The organism is Cellvibrio zantedeschiae (assembly GCF_014652535.1).
In the GTDB taxonomy this organism is placed as follows: Bacteria; Pseudomonadota; Gammaproteobacteria; order Pseudomonadales; family Cellvibrionaceae; genus Cellvibrio; species Cellvibrio zantedeschiae.
This window is the reverse complement of the sequence record NZ_BMYZ01000003.1, coordinates 81,691-96,725: the sequence shown is the minus strand read 5'-3', so window position 1 is coordinate 96,725 and position 15,035 is coordinate 81,691. Positions and strand designations below refer to the sequence as shown.

Below are 15,035 nucleotides of genomic sequence, written 5' to 3'. Positions count from 1 at the left end.
TGCGCTTTAGTTGCGTAAAGAATATCGATGAGGAAAAAACCGTGATCCCGATGAAAAAATTGTTAGGAATGTTGATGGTTGCCGGCTTGGTAGCTGTTTCTGGAGTTGCCTATAGCGAGAGCAAAGCCGTCGATACGGTTAAAGAGCGCATTGCGCCTGTGGGTAAAGTTTGTATGTCTGGTGAGCCTTGCGCCGCAGCACCAGCCGCGCCTGCATCTGCTGGCCCCAAGTCAGGCAAGGATTTATATGGCAGCGTTTGTGCCACTTGTCACGGTACTGGTGTGCTCGGTGCGCCCAAGTTCGGTAATGCTGGCGATTGGGGTCCTCGTGCGGCCAAAGGTTTGGACACTCTTTATACGCACGCTATCGGCGGCTTCAACAGCATGCCACCAAAAGGGACATGTGCTGCTTGTTCCGATGATGAGATTAAAGGCGCAGTAAAATATATGGTAGATGGCAGTAAATAAGCTGTCGTTACTCTGCCCAATAAAAAAGCCAGCATTAATGCTGGCTTTTTTATTGGACGCATTACCGTCTGGTTAATCTTTCTGGCAACCGAAGTTGGATTGCTTGGAGGTATTCGTCGTTAGGCGCATTTTTAACAAGCGCAGCTAAGAAGTCGTTGCTCCTCATTGTCAGGCACATTGATGCCAGAAGTGTTCAGCTAGAGGAAAGGGGAGGTGGGTAGCTTTCGAAGTTCAATCAGAGCGCGAGTAACAGCAAGCTTATAGCTGAGGTTTGGCGGGCGTAAGTATTGTGGCGAGCTGAATTGCGTGTCGAGTCAAGGCGTGGGCCATGGTAGCGAACCCGCTAAAATCTCGACATACAAATGAAAAAGCCAGCTCCTTGTGGGAGCTGGCTTAAACAATTATCACCTTATTATGGGTGACAAATTAACTTACTTGGCAGCACGTCTACGAGCAGCGCCAAGAGCTACCAAGCCCAAGCCCAACAGTACTAAGCCTGCTGGTTCTGGAACTGCAACGTTGGTAAATACGAATTGGTGATCGTTATAATCAAGGTCGCCTAGATTGAAAAGATCTTCGAACGCGATGTAAGTGCCTGGAACGATGCTGTGGCCATGGATATCGCTACCACCGCTGAATGAAGTCGCGTAGGTATGGTTTTTCTTGTCAGTGTTGTGCACTGGAACAGAGTACCAGCTGTTATTGATTGACAATACTTGCAACACGAATTCCAGTGTATCGCCTGAGTTAACATTGCCGAAGCTTATTGAGTTGCCGTAGTGAGAAACGTTGTTGGTTAAACCGTAGATGCCAGTATCAACGCCATTTACCTTCAAGCCAATACGGCTTACATAGCTTGCGCTAGAGCCGAAAAAGTAAGCTGAAATGTTGCCAGTGCTGGCAGCATGGAAAGTATTGGCTGGTGCTGGGGTACCAACATTTGGATATGGAATAGCGTCAGCGTTTGCCATTGAAGCTGCAGCGCCGAGTACAAGACCTGCTAACAATTTAAATTGAGTTTTCATCTGTAAAGACTCCTTGAGTTAAAAATCTGAACTAGTTCACACTAGTTGGGTCGATTGTTTGAACTAGTTCACACTAGTGGTCTTTATGATGCAAGTGATGAGCCAACTGACATAATTCTTTTAAAATCAAAATGTTGGTGTGTTTTTGGCTGCATTGGTAGGGTTTCGGTGTAAAGTAAGTCGACATCTAGACTTGCGGGGGGTTAATCAAACAAATTCAGTAGGCTGGACAGTGTTTCCGCTCCTTGCGCTGTGTTTTTTTCCGGGTTGTGTTCGCCAAATCCTTCGTGTTCAACATCTTCTTTTGGTAGTTCGTCCAAAAAACGGCTGGGCGTAGTTGGGCTGTGTTCGCCAAACTGTTTGCGCTTGCCAGCTAGCGTCATGGTCAAGGTTTTTTGCGCGCGAGTGATTCCCACGTAAGTCAGGCGGCGCTCCTCTTCAATATTGTTATCGTCGATGCTATTGCGGTGCGGTAGTAAATCCTCTTCCATGCCCACCATAAACACGTGCGGAAACTCCAGGCCTTTGGATGCGTGCAGGGTCATTAACTGTACTTGGTCGCTTTCATCTTCCTCTTCCTGGCGCTCAAGCAAATCTCGCAATACTAATTTAGCGATGGCATCTTGAATGCGTTTTTCGTCGTCTTCATCGTCGTCGGCAGTTTTGTCCAAGCTTTTTTGTAGGGATTCGACCAGATAAAAGACGTTTTCAATACGTTTTTCGGCGGCTTTGCTGCTGGGCGAGTTTTGATGCATCCAGCCCACATAATCGATGTCATCAATCATCTCGCGCACACCGGCGATGGGGTCATTGGTTGTGCAGTTGAGGGCAACCTGTTTCATCCACTGCGAAAAACGTAATAAGCGCTCTAGATTTTTTTCGGGGATATGGCTGTGGAGGCCCACTTCATCCAAGGCTGCGAACAAACTGATTTGGCGTTGGCTCGCGTAGCTGCCGAGAGCTTCCAGTGTGCTGGTGCCTATGTGGCGGCGCGGGGTGTTGACGATGCGTAAAAATGCGTTGTCATCATCGGGATTAACCAATAAACGCAAATACGCCATTATGTCTTTAATTTCGGTCTTGGCGAAAAATGAGGAGCCGCCGCTGATTTTGTAGGGAATCTGGTGTTGCTGTAATTTCATTTCCAGCAACCGCGATTGATGATTGCCTCGGTAGAGCACAGCGTAATCGCGAAATTTATTTTGTTTACGCAAGCGCTGGGTCAAAATTTCGGTGGCAACGCGCTCAGCTTCAGCATCTTCATTTGCGCAGCGCACCACGCGGATAGGGTCGCCCAAGCCCATTTCACTCCACAGCGCCTTATCAAATTCGTGTGGGTTATTTGCAATTAAATGGTTAGCAACGCGCAGAATGCGACTGGTGGAACGATAATTCTGTTCGAGCTTGATCAGGCGCAGTTGCGGATAGTCGACTTTCAGTTGCGCCATATTTTCTGGCCGCGCGCCACGCCATGCATAAATTGATTGATCGTCATCACCCACCACCGTTAACGCGCCGCGGTTACCGACCAGCAATTGCACCAATAGATATTGACTAGAGTTGGTGTCTTGATATTCATCCACTAATAAATAGCGAATTTTTTTCTGCCAGCGCAAAAGTATTTCGCTGTGCTGCCGAAATAGGTCCACAGGAATTAAAATCAAATCATCAAAATCGACAGCATTGTATGCGCGAAGTGCTTGATTATATTGTTGATATACCAAGGCTATAGTTTGTTCGCCTGGACTTTGCGCTAACTCCAATGCTCGTTTGGGGGTGATTAAATCATTTTTCCAATTTGAAATTTGGTTTTGTACCAAATTCAAATGGTCGCTATCGAGGTCGCCGTCTTTTAGCATTAATTCTTTTAATAATGAGCGTGCATCTTCGGCATCAAAAATGGAGAAGCCGGGTTTAAAGCCAAGGCTCTTGTATTCGCGCCGAATAATATTTAAGCCAAGATTGTGAAAGGTTGAAACAGTTAAACCTTTCGCGGCGCTACCCCGCACCAAATTGCTCACACGCTCTTTCATCTCGCGTGCCGCTTTGTTGGTGAAGGTGAGGGCGGCGATGTGGCGTGCAGGAATTTCGCACTGCTGAATCAGGTAGGCGATTTTACGGGTGATCACGCTGGTTTTACCGCTGCCCGCACCAGCCAGCACGAGGCATGGACCGTCAATGTAAAGCACGGCTTCTTGTTGGCGGGGGTTGAGCTGATTCACGTTGGTTTGGCTATCAATAGGAAAGGGCGGCTATTGTAACAATCGCCGCTGACGATGCAATTACTCGTTTTTTTATAACCTATACTTTTAAAAATAATTTAAGCGTCTTTGTTTGTTATATGTGATCAAATCTTATTTATTCTCGCGAAAGCAGGGTGTAAAGTTTGCTTGGCGCGACAAAGAGTACAAGTATAAATAGAGAGTGGAGAGTTCCCCTTCAGTTCAATCAAACCGGGTTGAAGGGCATGTGAGGTTATGGAAAAAACCATAAAAATTTTATTTATTGACCGAGAGCACGGCGAGTATTTGTTAATTGCTGACATTTTGTCACAAGTGCGTAACGTCAACTACGAACTGGTTTGGTGTGATCAGCTGGAGACGGCTGCCCCTAAAATTTTATCCAATGAGTTTGATGTTGTTCTGCTCGACTTCTATTGGGGCGATTTGAGTGCTCGCGATCTGCTCAATAGTGTGAAAGTCCAAGCCAATAAAACCCCCATCGTTATTATGACCGACGAGATGGAAATTGAAGTCGACCGGGATGTAATTCGCACCGGCGCTTCCGACTATCTTATTAAAGGCCAGATTGATCATCAATTGCTAGAGCGCACTCTGCGCTACGCCATCGAACGTAAACAAACTGAAATATATCTTGCTCGCCTTGCGCATTACGATCAGCTCACTGATATTCCCAATCGAATTTTATTTCGTGACCGCTTGGAACATGTCCTTCATTTAGCTAACCGCGATAAAACATCGTTTGCTTTGTTGTTTATCGATCTCAACGGTTTTAAACAAGTGAATGATAACTTTGGTCACGATGCAGGCGACGCAATTATTCGCATCTGTGCAGAACGCTTGAGCGCCTGTATGCGTCGCAGTGATTCGGTAGCACGCATGGGCGGTGATGAATTTACCCTGTTGTTATCGCACATTGAAAACCATACGGATGTTGCGCACATTGCTGAAAAAATTATCGCACTCTTATCAGAGCCAGCAGAAATTAATGGCTATGAAGTTGTGGTGGGTTGCAGTATTGGTATTGCGATTTATCCGCAAGCCGGGCGCGATGCAGATAGTTTGCTGAAAAATGCCGACATGGCGATGTATAAAGCAAAGCAGGAAGAAGGTAGTAGCTTTTGTTTCTTTACCGACGCCATGAATAAAAATGTGCGTCGACAATTGCGGATGGAATCCAATCTGCGTAAGGCGCTGAAAAAAAATCAATTCTTTTTGCAATATCAACCGCGAGTTGATGTGGAAACGCAGAAAATTGTTGCCGTTGAATCACTCTTGCGTTGGGATAATCCTGATGTGGGTGTTTTAAATGCGGGTGATTTTATAGCGGCAGCGGAAGACACCGGATTAATTACGGCAATAGGTTATTGGGCTATTCGCCAGGCCTGTAATGATTTAAAAGTTATCCACGCGCGCTTCGGTAATACTATTACCATGTCAATCAATATTTCCATGCGTCAATTTAAAGATGAGCGTTTGGTACAGGAAATAGCGAGTATTTTTGAAGATTATGACGTTCAGGCGGGCGATGTCGAATTCGAGCTAACTGAATCTTCCTTTATGGAAAATATTGATTTAGTAAGTCTATGTATGCGGCCGCTCGCATTTTTTGGAATTAATTTCGCGCTGGATAATTTCGGCACTGGCAGCTCATCATTTTTACATTTGCAGCGCCTGCCTATTAGTTCGGTGAAATTGGCTTCGCGATTAATGTCGGAATTACAGCGCAGCGCGAGTGATCGTCGCTTGGTAGCCGCCATGATTAATCTTGCGCATAACCTGGGTAAAATTGTAGTGGCTGAGGGTGTTGAAACCCTCGAACAAAAACGCTGGCTGCATGAATCTGGCTGCAACCAAATGCAAGGTTTTTATTTTGCGCCACCACAATCGCTTGAAGATTTATGTAATACCTTGCAGCAATATGAATCAGGCATTACTGTCGATCAAGTGTGCGATAACTCAATGCCTCGCTGATATTTTCAGTGTCGGGTTGCGATTTGTTTTGCATGTCTGCCAAAGTGCGTGCGACTTTTAGTACGCGATGGTAGGCGCGAGTCGAGAGTCCCATCTTATGAATGGCGTGCTCTAGTAAAGCTTTGTCGCAGTCTTTTAGTTCACAATATTTTTCCAGCTCTGGCGCGCTTAATAAATTGTTGGCTTTGCCTTGCCGTTCGAGTTGGCGTACGCGTGTTTGTTCAACACGTTCGCGAATATGCGTGCTACTTTCGCCATCGCTTTTGCTATGCAATTCGCCTTGGCGTAACGCACGAACTGGGACATGCATATCGATGCGATCCAACATTGGCCCGGAAATGCGATCACGATAGCGACGGACTTGATCAAGTGTGCAGCGGCAGCGATCATCATTGTTGCCAAAATATCCGCAGGGGCACGGATTCATTGCCGCGATCAATTGAAATCTTGCCGGAAAAGTAGCTTGGGTTTTTGCACGCGATATTCGCACTTCGCCGCTCTCTAAAGGCTCGCGCAAAACTTCCAAAACCTGACGATGAAATTCCGGCAATTCATCCAAAAATAACACACCACAATGGGCGAGCGAAATTTCCCCCGGTTTGGGATTGCTTCCTCCGCCGACAAGTGCAATTGCAGAAGCTGTGTGATGGGGCGATCTAAAAGGACGGGTGCGCCAGGATTGATGCGGGCTTTGCGATGCTACTGAATAGACCGCAGCAACCTCCAGCATTTCCTGCTCACTCAGGCGCGGCAAAATAGCGGGCAAGCGGCTGGCGAGCATGGTTTTACCTGTGCCCGGAGGGCCGAAGAACAATAAATTATGGCCGCCGCTGGCGGCTATTTCCAATGCACGCTTGGCTTGCGCCTGACCCTTAACATCCTGCATGTCGGTAAGGTGTTCCAAATCGAGTGCTTCGGGGGCACTGGCCTGAAATAGATGCTCCCGATCATGCAAATGGGCACAGACTTGCAGCAAGCTTTTGGCTCCGAAAACCCTTGAACTGGTACTTAGGGCAGCTTCGCTAGCGCTTTGGTTAGCGATAATCAGTTCGCGTTGATGCTCGGCGCAGGCGAGTGCAGCTGGCAAGGCACCACTGACCGAACGAAGTTCTCCCGAAAGCGCTAGCTCTCCCAAAAATTCGTATTTCTTGAGTGCTGCGGTGGGAATTTGACCGGAGGCTGCGAGAATTCCTAAAGCTATGGCCAGATCAAAACGCCCACCTTCTTTTGGTAGATCTGCGGGAGCCAGATTTACGGTGATTCGTCGTGCGGGAAATTCTAAATGGCTATTCAGAATGGCGCTGCGGACCCGATCCTTACTCTCTTTAACGGCTGCTTCCGGGAGGCCGACAATTGAGAGGCTGGGTAAACCTGCAGAGAGATGAACTTCAACAGTAACGAACGGGGCGTTGACCCCAAGTTTTGCGCGGGTGTAAACAATGGCGAGTGACATTAGTATTCCTTTACGTAAGTGTTTGTGGCTCCTTGCCGCTTATTTAATCAATAAGTCAGTTTTCGAAATATAACCAACTTATGTTTGGAAATCAAAACGAATCGGCTATTCCGGTTGATTGAGTTTTTGCTCTATTTCGGCGCAGCGCAGTTCCAGTGCTTCCAGCTTTTGGCGGGTGCGTTGAAGGACAGCCGTTTGCGCATCGAATTCTTCGCGCGTGACCAGATTCAGTTTTGATAGCGCCGCTTGCAAACCTATTTGTAATTCCTTTTTAGGGATGAGTCCGCTGATAAAAGGGATGGCATCTTGTAGCTCTTGGCTCAGGCGTTGGGCTAATTGACTAATCATTAATTTTCCTCGATATGCTTTGGTGCAGTTTAACGCTAGTTTCGTCCGGGCGTAACTCAATTAAGAGCATGGGTGAGCGAGGTTTTAAGTCTTCATTTTTTTAGATGATTTAAATGCCTTTGATTGCGTTTATCTCCGTAATTTATAGGCCGCTGTAGGCCATGAACACCAAAATGGTGCCGGACGCACGCGCATATGCATTGTTTTGGTGCGTATTGCCTTTCGGGAGCTCAGCTGGAAGCTTGAATGCAAGTTGGTATTTTTTGTAGGTAGTTGAATTTAAAAAGTAAATTTTAATTGGCCTGCAAAATGCTAAACCCAAAATGAATATAAAGGCGTATGCCAAACAGAGCCCCTTGAGGCTTTATGGTGTTGCTTTTGTGGTTTCCATCTTAAATAAAGTGGTATTTCCGGTGCTTCCTGCCCTGTGGGATGCAGGATTTTTTGAGGAGTACAAGCATGAAGTTAGTAACAGCAGTCATTAAGCCATTCAAGCTCGACGCAGTGCGTGAAGCATTGTCCGAAATTGGTGTACATGGGATGACGGTAACCGAAGTGAAGGGTTTCGGGCGCCAGAAAGGGCATTCTGAGCTTTACCGTGGTGCCGAATACGTGGTGGATTTTCTGCCTAAGACCAAAGTGGAAATCGCTGTGGCTGGATCAGAAGTTGATCGCGTGGTTGAGGCTATCACTAAAGCCGCCAATAGCAGCAAGATTGGCGACGGGAAGATCTTTGTATCGAGTCTGGAGCAAGTGGTGCGTATCCGCACTGGCGAGACTGGCGACGAAGCACTTTAAATCAATAACAAGTACAAAAACGTTGATCGTTTTGTGCATAGATAAATCACTTAGGAGAATTTCCCGTGAAGAAATTTGTCGAAATTAGCCGTAAGCTCCTGCTCGTCGCAGGCGTTGTGGGCTTAATGGTTGGTGCAGCCGATGTGTTTGCCCAAGATGCTGCTTCTGCAAGCAGTGCTGCTGAAGTTGTTGCCCCCGCTGCAGAAGTTGCAGCAACGCCAGAAGCTGCTGCTCCCGCGGAAGCCGCTGCGGCGCCAGCTGCACCGGAATTTAACAAAGGCGATATCGCCTGGATGCTGACCAGTACCTTGTTGGTATTGTTCATGGTGTTGCCAGGCTTGGCTCTCTTCTACGGCGGTATGGTGCGTGCTAAAAACGTACTGTCACTGTCTATGCAAATCTTTGTAACCTTCTGCCTTATCAGCATTTTGTGGGCAGTTTATGGTTACTCTCTGGCGTTCACGTCAGGCAGTCCGTTTATCGGCGGCCTCGATCGTCTCTTCCTAAAAGGGATGCTGGATGCGGCAGGCAATTTGACGGCTGCAGCAACGTTCAGCAAAGGAATTTATATTCCTGAATATTTGTATGCTGCGTTCCAAATGACCTTCGCTGCCTTGACTCCTTGCTTGATCGTAGGTGCTTTCGCTGAGCGTATGAAGTTCTCTGCAGTGCTGATTTTCATGGTGTTGTGGTTCACCTTCGCTTACTTGCCAATTGCGCACATGGTTTGGTTCTGGGCGGGTCCAGATGCTTACACCACTAAAGAAGCTGCTGACGCTGCAACTGCCGGTGCTGGTTACATCTTCCAAATGGGTGCCCTGGATTTCGCAGGCGGTACCGTAGTGCATATCAACGCCGGTATTGCTGGTTTGGTTGGTTGCTTGTTGATTGGTAAACGTAAGGGTTACGGTACTCAATCTTTGGCTCCGCACAATGTTCCGTTCACTATGATCGGCGCTGCTTTACTGTGGGTAGGTTGGTTCGGTTTCAACGTAGGTTCTAACCTTGAAGCTAACGCCTTTGCTGCTCAAGTGTTTATCAATACCTTCCTTGCTACCGCTGCGGCAGTATTGGCTTGGGCATTCGGTGAGTGGGCAATCCGTGGCAAACCAACCATGTTGGGTGCTGCTTCAGGTGCAGTTGCTGGTCTGGTTGCTATTACTCCTGCGTGCGGTTGGGTAGGCCCAATGGGTAGTATCGTAATTGGTGTGATTGGTGGTTTCGTATGTATGCTTGCGGTACTGAAACTCAAAGCAATCCTCGGTTATGACGACAGCCTTGACGTGTTTGGTGTTCACTGTATCGGCGGTATCTTGGGTGCATTGTTGACCGGTGTGTTCAACAGCCCTGATCTGGGTGGTACTGGTGTGTACGATTATGTTGCTGGTACTTGGGGCTTCTCTGGAATTGGCACGCAAGTGTGGATTCAAGCCAAAGCGGTTCTCATTACCATATTCTGGTCAGGCTTGGTTTCGCTTGTAGCTTACAAACTGGTTGATGTAATTGTTGGCCTGCGTGTAACTGAAGAGTTGGAAACCGAAGGTTTGGATACTGCTGAGCACGGTGAGCGTGCTTACCACTCTTAATCGTTGAGTTGATCCAGTGAATTGGAAAAGCTCCTTGTGATTCCGCAAGGGGCTTTTTTTAACCCTCCACAATGCAACCATAGATGTAATGATGTCCAATTCGGCGATGCGGAATTGAGGTCATCAAATTGTGCAAAGTGGATAGGTGCTTTTCGTATAGCTAACGTGTATCTTAGGTTTTTTTAAATTCGTAACCAAATGCAATTGGTGAAGAAAAGACAATTTGGGCGTTCTTTTAATAAAAGCGCTACACTCAATGAGACCATAAACAAAGGAACAAACAATGAAACTAATTACTGCTGTTGTTAAACCTTTCAAATTAGATGACGTGCGCACTGCACTTTCTGAAGTGGGTGTGACCGGTATGACGGTAACTGAGGTAAAGGGCTTCGGACGTCAAAAAGGCCATACTGAATTGTATCGTGGCGCTGAATATGTTGTTGATTTTCTACCAAAAGTAAAACTTGAGTTGGCTGTAGATGACTCAATGGTTGAGCAAGCGGTAGAGGCTATTAGTAAAGCTGCACACACCGGTAAAATTGGCGACGGGAAAATTTTTATCGCGCCACTGGAAGAAATTATCCGTATTCGTACGGGCGAAACGGGTCCAGAAGCGATTTAAGTTTATATCACAAAAATGCGCACTTTCAGGTGCGCTTTTTTTTACCTTTAATTTGGGTAGATGAAGCAAAAGTGTGTTGTTTGGTGGCAGGTTTGTGTAAAAAATGAGCACGACAAGGGTTTAAAAACCACTTTTTATTTTAATTTGGGGTTTCTGGTTAAGTTTTATAAATACCCGATTGCGCTTGTCGTTCGTAACAGTAAAATGCGACTGCATCTCATAAGGGGTAATAACTGTAAAGGCTGCGCTAGTTGACCTTAAGAGAGAAAAAGACTAAAAATTTATTGTAGTATCCATGACGTAGCGCAAAGTCTGAGCTATATACTAAAGCAAAGAACAAACCGCGCGTTTGTGATTGTTATCCGGTGTAAATCAGATTTAAAAATAGTTAAATGAAATGCAGGTGAAAGTATGAGTGATGATCTCATTAACGAAGAAGATGAAATCGAAGAACCCATTGAAGATGGGGAAGTCGAAGATACCGATGATGAGCCATTAGATAGCGATGAGGGTGGTTATACTGCAAGTACCAAAGCAGCAGCTGTGACAGCTGAGGCCTTGGAGGATTTCAGTATTGCATCACGTCAAAAAATTCGCGACGAGTTGGAAGACCAGGTAGCTGCATTTCTGGCGCGTGGTGGCAAAATCAATGAAGTGCCAGCCAATGTCACTGCTGATCCGCCAAAAAAACCTAGCCCTGATTACGGTGGTCGCCCCATTTAAGATCATTTCTGTATTCTTTCGCTCTACATTTGACCTCGCTATGCGGGGTCAAATTGTTTTTGTCCTGCCATTTTTTCCTACAGCTTAATTTCTCAGTATGGCGCTGGATTTTGGTACGCAAAACTCTTTAAAATGCAGCGTCTTAAGCACTTTGATATTTTTTACCAGCCTGCTTCAGATTGGTAAAATTATTGCAAATAAGTCGAATAACAAGCGTATTGTCCCTTCGTCCTGAAGGATCGGTTCTTCCTCATTCAAAACAGTTGGGCTCCATGGCTAAATCCCTGCCGGTGGAGATTGGAGAGTGGCTTACCGTGCAGCGCTATCACCAAAATCAATTTTTAAGAGGGCTGGTTCCATCATGCTACTAGGCTTGGTTTTTCTTTATCTGCTAGTCACTATCGCCATAGGTTTGTGGGCGGCAAAGCGTGTGAAAAATACCACGGACTTTGCAATCGCCGGTCGTCATTTACCCTTAATCATGGTGATCACTACCACCTTCGCAACCTGGTTTGGTTCTGAAACAGTATTAGGTATTCCAGCACGTTTTGTAGAGTCCGGTTTAAACGGAATCGTTGAAGATCCGTTTGGTGCAGGAACCTGTTTAATTCTGGTGGGATTATTTTTTGCGGCCAAGCTGTACAAAATGACCTTACTAACGATTAGCGATTATTACCGCGAACGTTATGGTCGCAAAGTAGAAGTTGTTTGTTCAATAACAATTATTCTTAGCTATCTTGGTTGGGTGTCTGCACAAGTGACCGCGTTGGGGCTGGTGTTTAATTTGTTATCTGCAGGTGCCATTAGTGTTCCAGTTGGCATGATGATAGGTACAGCTTCCATTCTCGCCTACACACTTTTTGGTGGTATGTGGTCGGTGGCAGTAACTGATTTTGTACAAATGATTATTCTGGTTGTGGGTTTATCGATTATTGCATTTGTGGCTGCAGATTTAGCGGGCGGTGCTGGTAAAGTTATTGAGCTTGCACAAAGCAAGGATTTGTTCCGTTTTTTACCCGAGCCTAGTTTTAGCGAAGTTATGTTTTTTGTCGCCGCTGCTATTACGATGATGTTTGGTTCAATTCCGCAACAGGATGTGTTCCAGCGTGTGATGTCTGCAAAAGATCAAAAAGCTGCAACGCGCGGCCCGGTAATTGGTGGTATCAGTTATATTTTGTTTGCGTTTGTACCCATGTTCCTGGTGACTAGCGCTTTAATTATTATGCCGGAAAAAGCACAGCAACTAATTTCAGAAGATCCGCAAAAAGTTATTCCAACCTTAGTTCTGGAACATATGCCGTTTATCATGCAGGTGATTTTTTTCGGCGCACTTTTGTCAGCCCTTAAATCAACAGCATCTGCAACTTTGCTTGCGCCTTCTGTTACGTTTGTTGAAAATATTTGGAGACAATTCTTTCCGCGCGTGAGCGACAAACAAGAATTGCGCACCATGCGTATTGCCGTTTTACTGTTTAGTATTGCTGTGTGTACTTACGCAATCGCATTAGAAGGCACGTCAATTTATGACATGGTGTCCAGCGCTTATCAGGTGACTTTGGTGGGTGCCTTTATTCCTTTAGTGTTTGGCCTGTATTGGAAGCGTGCAACTACCCAGGGTGCAATTTTTTCGATTACCCTGGGTTTGGTCGTTTGGATATTTTTCCTGATTACTCCTTATGGTGAAGAAATTCCGGGGCAATTGGCGGGCCTGATTGCGGCAGTGATTGGCATGCTGGCAGGCTCACTAATGAAACAGATAATTGCCAACACTCACGGTGTTCACCACAAGCTGGCCGGCGGAGCCTAATAAGCACATGCTGCTGAAAAAACGCCAGGCATGTCCTGGCGTTTTTTTTGGGGGAATTTATTGGCGATATTGCAAATGTCCATGACAGCTGACATTGGTTGCCGTCCGCTGGCTCTGGTATGATTCGCAGCAAATGTGTTGTCAGTGAAGCCTTATATGTCCGCCTCTCCATCCGCCTCGCGCGCCCGTCTGCGTATCGCAACGCGTAAAAGCTTGCTTGCCTTGTGGCAAGCCGAATATGTAAAAGCAGAACTTCTTAAATATCACCCCGATTTAGAGATTGAACTGGTGCCCTTGACCAGCCGCGGTGACAAGATTCTCGACGTTCCATTGGCCAAAGTGGGTGGCAAAGGTTTGTTTGTGAAGGAGTTAGAGCAGGCGCTTCTGGAAGACCAGGCCGACATCGCCGTGCATTCGATGAAAGACGTACCCATGGAGTTTCCTGAGGGTTTAGGCCTGTCGGTTATTTGCCCGCGTGAAGATGCGCGCGATGCATTTGTCTCTAACGATTACAATAATTTTGATGAGCTGCCGGCGGGCAGCGTGGTGGGCACATCGAGTTTGCGTCGCCAATGCCAGCTGCTGGCCGCTCGCCCGGATTTAACGGTCAAGTTTTTGCGCGGCAACGTTCAAACCCGCTTACAAAAACTCGACAATGGTGAATATGATGCAATTATCCTCGCCGCTGCAGGCCTGATTCGCCTTGAACTGAGCGAGCGCATTCGCTCCTACATAAGTGTAGATTTTTCGCTGCCTGCGGGCGGCCAGGGGGCGGTAGGTATTGAATGCCGTATAGATGATGATGCCACGCAGGAATTGTTGTCACCCTTACATCACGAACTCACTGCGCAACAGGTTATTGCAGAGCGTGCAATGAACCGCCGCTTGAAAGGTGGCTGCCAAGTGCCCATTGCTTGCTACGCAGTGCATACCGATGATGGTCTATGGTTGCGTGGTCTGGTGGGGTCGCCGGATGGTGAGCGCATGCTACGCGATGAAATTCGCGGCCATGTTAATGACGGCGAAGCTATGGGCATAGCCCTGGCTGATCGGCTTCTGGCTGCGGGAGCCGATAAAATCCTTGCCGAAGTCTATGCGACAGGCGCAGATGACTAACGAGCTAGGCGCCCTCTATGGATGATCTAACTGGATTGCATATAGTCGTCACTCGCCCCCAGGCACAAGCCAAGCCATGGGCGGAGCGTTTGCGCGCGCAGGGAGCTAAGACCAGCTTAATTTCCTTGCTGGAAATTGTTCCTGTAAGCGAGGAGCCACAAGTTCGCGCGATTAAAAATCGCATCCTGGATTTTGATCTCTACAGCAAAGCCATTTTTGTAAGCCAAAATGCGGTAGAACATGGTTTTGAATGGCTTGAAAATTACTGGCCACAATTGCCTTACGGGGTGGACTTTTTTGCGGTGGGTGAAACTACCGCAAGGCAACTGCAAGAGCGCGGTGTCAGGGTAACGGATTTGGCGCAATCGCAAACCGGCGCTATGACCAGCGAAACCCTTTTGCAATCGCCCGCGTTGCAGTCGGTAACCGGTGAGAGAATTCTGGTTTTTCGCGGTTTGGGCGGTCGTCCACATATTGGTGAAGTCCTGCGTGAACGCGGTGCGCAAGTGGATTATTGTGAGCTCTACCAGCGTATATTACCGGCTGAATCCGGGCGCGCCTTTGCGCAACTCTTGACGCAAACAATTCCCAATTTAGTGGTAGTTTTGCACAGCGGCGAAGCCTTGGAAAATTTGCAAAAGATCGTACGCCAGATGACCGTCACGGCCACTCAGGTCATGCTAAACATGCATTTGCTGGTGCCGAGCCAACGTATTCTGGAACTGGCGAAAGCGGCGGGATTTCCCCGGGTATATGCCGCTCAAAATGCAACTGAAGCCAGTATGTTGCAGGGACTTTTGGATTTAAAACGAGAGTACTCATTGAGTGAAAACACACAGGGTTAAATCGCAAGCTAGTATTGTTTAAACGCAAGTT

At 47.0% G+C, this 15,035-nt stretch carries 13 protein-coding genes; 9 read left to right on the top strand and 4 right to left on the bottom strand.

The genetic code is table 11. The annotated features are described in order from the left end of the window. The first annotated feature begins 50 nt into the window (after positions 1–50). Positions 51–467, top strand: a complete 417-nt coding sequence (locus tag IE104_RS14485; protein WP_189420609.1) for a c-type cytochrome — start codon at positions 51–53, stop codon at positions 465–467. 431 nt (positions 468–898) lie between these two features. Here the strand turns inward: IE104_RS14485 and IE104_RS14480 are convergent, their stop codons facing one another. Both IE104_RS14480 and rep read right to left on the bottom strand, forming a co-directional pair. Continuing rightward, positions 899–1,492 carry a PEP-CTERM sorting domain-containing protein gene (locus IE104_RS14480; protein WP_189419822.1) on the bottom strand — a complete coding sequence of 198 codons (594 nt, stop codon included), beginning with the start codon at positions 1,490–1,492 and terminating at the stop codon, positions 899–901. A gap of 203 nt (positions 1,493–1,695) precedes the next feature. Continuing rightward, positions 1,696–3,714, bottom strand: a complete 2,019-nt coding sequence (rep, locus tag IE104_RS14475) for a DNA helicase Rep (RefSeq protein WP_189419820.1) — start codon at positions 3,712–3,714, stop codon at positions 1,696–1,698. 255 nt (positions 3,715–3,969) lie between these two features. Between rep and IE104_RS14470 the strand changes: the two genes are divergently transcribed. Next, complete coding sequence (locus IE104_RS14470) at positions 3,970–5,706, top strand: putative bifunctional diguanylate cyclase/phosphodiesterase (RefSeq protein ID WP_189419817.1); 1,737 nt, start codon at positions 3,970–3,972, stop codon at positions 5,704–5,706. On the opposite strand, the gene IE104_RS14465 is transcribed toward IE104_RS14470, so the two are convergent. Next, positions 5,666–7,159 (bottom strand): YifB family Mg chelatase-like AAA ATPase, encoded by a 1,494-nt coding sequence (locus IE104_RS14465; protein WP_189419816.1) that lies wholly within the window; start codon positions 7,157–7,159, stop codon positions 5,666–5,668. The genes IE104_RS14470 and IE104_RS14465 overlap by 41 nt on opposite strands. Positions 7,160–7,264: 105 nt before the next feature. After that, positions 7,265–7,507, bottom strand: a complete 243-nt coding sequence (locus tag IE104_RS14460) for an accessory factor UbiK family protein (protein WP_189419815.1) — start codon at positions 7,505–7,507, stop codon at positions 7,265–7,267. A gap of 459 nt (positions 7,508–7,966) precedes the next feature. Between IE104_RS14460 and IE104_RS14455 the strand changes: the two genes are divergently transcribed. The 7 genes from IE104_RS14455 to IE104_RS14425 all read left to right on the top strand — a co-directional run bounded on the left by IE104_RS14455 (position 7,967) and on the right by IE104_RS14425 (position 15,004). Next, positions 7,967–8,305 carry a P-II family nitrogen regulator gene (locus IE104_RS14455; RefSeq protein ID WP_189419814.1) on the top strand — a complete coding sequence of 113 codons (339 nt, stop codon included), beginning with the start codon at positions 7,967–7,969 and terminating at the stop codon, positions 8,303–8,305. A gap of 65 nt (positions 8,306–8,370) precedes the next feature. After that, positions 8,371–9,891: an ammonium transporter gene (locus tag IE104_RS14450; RefSeq protein ID WP_229837959.1), complete on the top strand. Its 1,521-nt coding sequence runs from the start codon at positions 8,371–8,373 to the stop codon at positions 9,889–9,891. A 283-nt stretch (positions 9,892–10,174) separates the two neighbouring features. Beyond that, positions 10,175–10,513: a P-II family nitrogen regulator gene (locus IE104_RS14445; protein WP_189419813.1), complete on the top strand. Its 339-nt coding sequence runs from the start codon at positions 10,175–10,177 to the stop codon at positions 10,511–10,513. Between the two features lie 411 nt (positions 10,514–10,924). After that, positions 10,925–11,236: a hypothetical protein gene (locus IE104_RS14440; RefSeq protein ID WP_189419812.1), complete on the top strand. Its 312-nt coding sequence runs from the start codon at positions 10,925–10,927 to the stop codon at positions 11,234–11,236. Between the two features lie 361 nt (positions 11,237–11,597). Next, positions 11,598–13,043 (top strand): high affinity choline transporter 1, encoded by a 1,446-nt coding sequence (locus tag IE104_RS14435; RefSeq protein WP_189419811.1) that lies wholly within the window; start codon positions 11,598–11,600, stop codon positions 13,041–13,043. Between the two features lie 156 nt (positions 13,044–13,199). Continuing rightward, positions 13,200–14,159, top strand: a complete 960-nt coding sequence (hemC, locus tag IE104_RS14430) for a hydroxymethylbilane synthase (RefSeq protein ID WP_189419810.1) — start codon at positions 13,200–13,202, stop codon at positions 14,157–14,159. 17 nt (positions 14,160–14,176) lie between these two features. Further along, entirely contained in the window at positions 14,177–15,004 is an 828-nt protein-coding gene (locus IE104_RS14425; RefSeq protein ID WP_189419808.1) for a uroporphyrinogen-III synthase, read from the top strand. The last annotated feature ends 31 nt before the right edge of the window (positions 15,005–15,035 follow it).